At 71.8% G+C, this 5,102-nt stretch carries 4 protein-coding genes; all 4 read left to right on the top strand.

All coding sequences use genetic code 11. The annotated features are described in order from the left end of the window. Positions 1–198: 198 nt before the first annotated feature. The 4 genes from BIU96_RS12950 (at position 199) to BIU96_RS12935 (ending at position 5,070) form a co-directional block, all read left to right on the top strand. On the top strand, positions 199–1,401 hold the full coding sequence (locus BIU96_RS12950) for a homoserine O-acetyltransferase (protein WP_071293032.1): 1,203 nt from the start codon (positions 199–201) through the stop codon (positions 1,399–1,401). A gap of 364 nt (positions 1,402–1,765) precedes the next feature. Continuing rightward, a complete protein-coding gene (locus tag BIU96_RS12945; RefSeq protein ID WP_071293031.1) occupies positions 1,766–2,923 on the top strand; it encodes a sensor histidine kinase in 1,158 nt (385 codons plus the stop codon). A gap of 31 nt (positions 2,924–2,954) precedes the next feature. Then, positions 2,955–4,283, top strand: a complete 1,329-nt coding sequence (locus tag BIU96_RS12940; protein WP_083402891.1) for a hypothetical protein — start codon at positions 2,955–2,957, stop codon at positions 4,281–4,283. Between the two features lie 115 nt (positions 4,284–4,398). Beyond that, entirely contained in the window at positions 4,399–5,070 is a 672-nt protein-coding gene (locus BIU96_RS12935) for a response regulator transcription factor (RefSeq protein ID WP_071293030.1), read from the top strand. Positions 5,071–5,102: the final 32 nt, after the last annotated feature.

Below are 5,102 nucleotides of genomic sequence, written 5' to 3'. Positions count from 1 at the left end.
ATCGACTCGTGGGACGTCGCTCGTTGCGCACGCATCCGGTGCGTGCGCATGGTGCGACGATCCACGAGTCGAACAACGCGCACGAGGTCGGAACATGCGCACGCACGCAAAGGGCGAGCGCGGCCCGCGACCCGGCGCCACGCCGGACGTGACGTAACACGGCGGCCGTGGGGCGCGCCTCCCGGCAGACTGGACCCGATGGACTGGCAGACGACCCCCGAGGACTCCGTGCCGTCCACCCTCGTGCCCGGCACCGAACTCGGCACGCTCGGCAAGCCGCCCGTGACCGGCGCCTGGCGCCCGGGCGACCACCCGGGTGCACGGCACTTCGCGGCCCTGGGCGAGCAGTGGGTCCGCGGGGGCCGGATCCCGGCCGTGCGGGTCGCCTACGAGACCTGGGGTGAGCTGAACGCGGCACGGGACAACGCCGTCCTCGTGTTCCACGCGCTGACCGGCGACTCGCACGTCGCGGGGCTGCCCGGACCCGGGCACCGGACCGCGGGCTGGTGGGGCGACGTCGTCGGCCCGGGCCGCGCGATCGACACCGACCGCTGGTTCGTGATCGCCCCGAACATGCTCGGCGGGTGCCAGGGCACGACGGGGCCCTCGTCGGTATCGCCGGACGGCCTCGAGTGGGGCTCGCGCTTCCCGTTCGTCACGGTCCGCGACCAGGTCGCCCTGCAGGCACAGCTCGCCGACCGGCTCGGCATCGACATCTTCGCCGCGGTCGTCGGCGGGTCGATGGGCGGCATGCACGCGCTGGAGTTCGCGGTGGCGCACCCCTCCCGGGTCGCCCGACTGGCGGTCCTCGCATCGACGGCGCAGACCACCGCCGACCAGATCGCCGCGAACTCGCTGCAGCGTGCGGCGATCCAGATGGATCCCGCGTTCGCCGGCGGCGACTACTACGAGGCCGATGCGGGCGAGGGACCCCACCGCGGGCTCGCCCTGGCACGGCGGATGGCGCTGATGACGTACCGGGCGTCGGACGAGCTCAACGGTCGCTTCGCCCGGTCGTGGCAGAGCGACGTCTCCCCGCTCGGCGACGACGGCCGGTTCTCGGTGGAGAGCTACCTCGACTTCCACGGCAACAAGTTCACCCGGCGCTTCGACGCGTCGAGCTACGTGACGCTGAGCCACGCGATGGACTCGCACGACGTCGGGGCCGGGCGGGGCGGGGTGGCGGCGGCGCTCGCCCTCGTGACGGCACGGACCCTCGTGGTCGGGGTCTCGAGCGATCGACTGTTCCCCGTCGAGGACCAGCACCGGATCGCGGCGGGCGTGCCGGACACCCTCGACGGCGACCGTGCGGCGGTGATCGAGAGCGAGTTCGGGCACGACGGGTTCCTCATCGAGCACGAGGCCGTGGGCGCGCACCTGCGGCGGTTGCTCGACGCGTAGCGCGGGGCCGGGTCCGGCAGGTCCGACGGGCCGCGCCGTCCGGCGTCGGGCGTCGGGCGTCGGGCGTCGGGCGTCGGGACGATCTGCGACGTCGCGGGACAGCGTGCGTCCAGTCGGTCGTTCACATAACGCCTGCAATAACGATCACAGAACCATCCGACACGGCACCGCGCGCCGAACACCCCCCAACGGGTGTCGCGCGTGGAATGATGGCGTGGTGCCGCGGCCTGACCGAGGCTCGGTTTTCACCGCACGGCACCGCACGGCACCGCGCGAACACGCGGCGCACCGCGAGGCACCAACACACGGCACGACCCCGCATTACCCGGCACCACCAGTTTCCCCGTCACCAACCAGGACATCGATGGACTTCATCGCACAGGAACGCGACCGCTTGCTGCGGTCCACCACCCGTGTCGTCGGCATCGTGTGCGCGCTCGTCTCCGTCATCGGGATCATCTCCGCGCTCGCGGTCCCCGTCGTCCCGTTGGTCGGTGCCCTCGCGTGCATCGCGATCATGATCGGCGCGCTGCTCGTCTTCGGGTGGAACAACTCGGTCTGGTGGACTGCCCTGATCCTGGCGTCCGGCCTCGGCTCCCTCGCACTGCTGTTCTTCGGCGTCGACGACACCGTCCGGCCGGTCATCGCGTCGGCGGTCGTCCCGCTCGCCGCCGGCACCTTGTCGGCGCCGCTCATGGCGCAGCGCGGACACCCGGTCGGCCTCGGTCTGACGATCGCCACGGGCGGGATCGTCGTCGTCGCGATCACCTGGGCGAGCGGAGGCATCCTCGCCGCTCCGGTGACCGGGGCCCTGCTCGGCTGGGTCCTCATCGCCGTCGTCACGATCTGGATCTCGCGGAGCATCCCCCGGGTCGCCCGCCGTATCTACAGCATCGGCACCGCGCACCGCGCCGAACGGCAGGCCAGCGAGACCGAGGCGCAGCGACGCCAGGGCGCCCGACTCCTGCACGACACGGTCCTCGCGACGCTGACGCTCCTCGCACACTCCGGCGTGGGCGTGTCCGAGCAGGCGATGCGGGAGCAGGCCGCCGAGGACGCACGGCTCCTCCGCCACCTCCGCCTCGGCGCGACGCCCCAGCCGCAGCAGTCCGGCGACTACTCGCTCACCCGAGAAGAGGAGTCGCCCCTCGGCCAGACCCTCGAGTCGGTCAAGCAGCGCTTCGGTCGGATGGGCCTCGAGGTCAGCTGGCACGGCACCGGCCAGGTGCTCCTGCCCTCGCACGTGCTCGACGCGTTCCTCCTCGCGCTCGGCGAGTGCCTCGAGAACGTCCGACGGCACGCCGGCGTCGGCGAGGCGCACGTGACGATCGTGCACGACAACGAGATGGTCCGGGCCATGGTCACGGACTCCGGTGTCGGCTTCGAGCTCGGCGAGATCAGCGCCGAACGCCTCGGGTTCAAGGAGAGCGTCGTGAACCGTCTCCGCGAGGTCGGGGGCGACGCGAAGCTGTTCTCCGCGCCGGGCTCCGGCACCACCGTCGTCCTGGAGGCGCCCCGATGACCCGCACGACCGTCGGCGTGGAGACTCCCCGATGAGCCGCGTTCCCGAGGACACCATCAGTCGTGGACTGCCCGGTGAGCCCGTCCAGCCCGCACCACGCACCCGCCGGGAGGCCCGTGAGCGGTACCGGGGTAACGAACGTCGGCAGGCCCGCGGTCTGCCCTCCACCTCGACCGGTGCGCGGTCGCTGCGGCAGGCCGCCAAGCCGGGCGCGTCGCTCGGCGCCGGGTACCTGGGGCTCGGCGCCGCCGTCCTCACCGGCATCGAGGCGGTCGCCGGCATCGTCTTCTTCCTGATCCGCTGGGAGGACTTCACGAACCCGTGGCTGCCCGCAGCGGCCTGGGCGCTGTACCTCATCGCGGCCGTCGGGGTCGGCCTCAGCCTGCTCAACTACGGCGAACGCCTGACCGGGCTGGCCTTCGGGCTCATCTGCGTGGTCCTCGGCTGCGTGGTGACGCTCGACTTCGTCGGGATCTGGCCGGAGCACGACCTCGTGCACACGGCGTCGGCGTCGGTCGCGGCCGGCTTCGCGCTGCTGCCCGTCGCGACGCTGCGCCCCGCCCGCGAGGTCGCTGCGGCCATCGCCGTCCTCGCCCTGGCGTTCATCGGGATGTCGATCGCCTCGACCCCGATCACGAGCGACACCATGCCGGGGCTGGTCTCGACGCTCTCCCTCGTGGTCGTGCCGCCGTCAATCGCGATCTTCGTCGTGCAGCGGTTCCGCCAGCTCGTGCAGCGCGAACTCGACCGCGTCCTCGTGCAGAGCAACGTGCAGGCGCCGCAGTTCGCGGTCGGTATGCTCGCCTCGGACGAGCTCGCCCGACTCGACCTCGCCGCCGAGAAGCTGCTCGACGCCGTCGCGAACGGCAGTGATCCGCTCCCGCTCTCCGACGCCTCCGCCTCGGTCGCCGCCTCGCTCGCGACCGAACTCCGTCTGCACCTCATCGAGGGCCGCCGCGAGACCTGGCTGTACCACGCGATCACGGAGTCGGACAACCTCGGCCGGTCGGTCAGCGTCGCCGACCCGCAGTCCCTCGCCGGCCACCTCTCCCCCGCCCAGCGCGACGGGCTGCTGCAGGCGCTCTGGCAGATGGTCGGCGTCGCCGAGGGCCGCGGGTCCCAGGCCGGCTCGCCCGTCGTCTCCGTCACGCTCGGTCCGGTCGGCTCCGACGGCCACCCGGTGACCGACGAGACCATGGACGTCCCCATCGTGTTCGAGTCGCGCGGCGTCCCGCGTCGTCGACTCGGCCCCACCGCCTGGAGTGCCCTCCAGCGGATCGGTCCGTACACCGACTCCGTGCGGGACGGCGTGCTCCACGTCGTCGCGCACTGCGTCGTCGACCGACATCCGTCGATGTAGTCGTCGCACGGAACCGGCTGGCCCGAAACTGCCGGACACCCTGACCAGCCTGCCCGTGTCACGTGGTCCGTCCGCCTAGGATCTGCCACGACTGCCCCGTAGAAAGGACGCCAGCATGGCGACTCCAGAGGAACCCATCCGACTCGCACTCGTCGACGACCACAGGATGCTCCTCGGCGCGCTGACGGAGTGGATCCGGAACGCCGCCGACGACATCACCCTCGTCGCGGCCGTCACGACGTGGCCGGAGCTCCTCACGAGCCCCGCGTTCCCGGTGGACGTGGTGCTGCTCGACCTCGACCTCAAGGACTCGATCCCGGTCTCGCTGAAGATCTCGACGCTCAAGACCGCCGGCGTCAAGACCGTCGTGATGAGCACCTACTCGGAGCCGAACGTCGTCCGCGAGGCCCTCGCCTCCGGCGCCCTCGGCTACCTCGTCAAGAGCGAGGACGCCGAGATGATCGTCGAGGCGATCCGGTCGGCGCAGCGCGGTGAGCAGTACGTGTCGGCGGAGCTCGACCTCGCGATCAACAGCGGCGACGTCGGCGGCGTGCCGAAGCTCAGCGCCCAGGAGCGTCGCGTGATGGCCCTGTACGGCGGCGGCGAGCCCGTGAAGAGCGTGGCGTACCAGCTCGGCATCTCCGAGGAGACCGCGAAGAGCTACCTCAAGCGCATCCGTGAGAAGTACCGCGTGGCCGGCTTCGACGTCGGCACGAAGGTGGCGCTCCGGAAGCGGGCGATCACCGACGGCATCATCGTGCAGGACGGCAGCCCGGTCGGGCTGTAGCCAGCCCTCCGCGAGCAGCAGAGGCCGGGTCC

This window comes from Curtobacterium sp. MCBA15_008 (assembly GCF_001865065.1).
Taxonomy (GTDB): Bacteria; Actinomycetota; Actinomycetes; order Actinomycetales; family Microbacteriaceae; genus Curtobacterium.
Note: the sequence above shows the minus strand (reverse complement) of the source record. Positions and strands in the feature narration are given on the sequence as shown.

Bases quoted from the DNA above. Each gene is read 5' to 3' on its own strand.
- BIU96_RS12950 (WP_071293032.1), top strand. From the start codon at position 199: ATGGACTGGCAGACGACCCCCGAGGACTCCGTGCCGTCCACCCTCGTG.
- BIU96_RS12945 (WP_071293031.1), top strand. From the start codon at position 1,766: ATGGACTTCATCGCACAGGAACGCGACCGCTTGCTGCGGTCCACCACC.
- BIU96_RS12940 (WP_083402891.1), top strand. From the start codon at position 2,955: ATGAGCCGCGTTCCCGAGGACACCATCAGTCGTGGACTGCCCGGTGAG.
- BIU96_RS12935 (WP_071293030.1), top strand. From the start codon at position 4,399: ATGGCGACTCCAGAGGAACCCATCCGACTCGCACTCGTCGACGACCAC.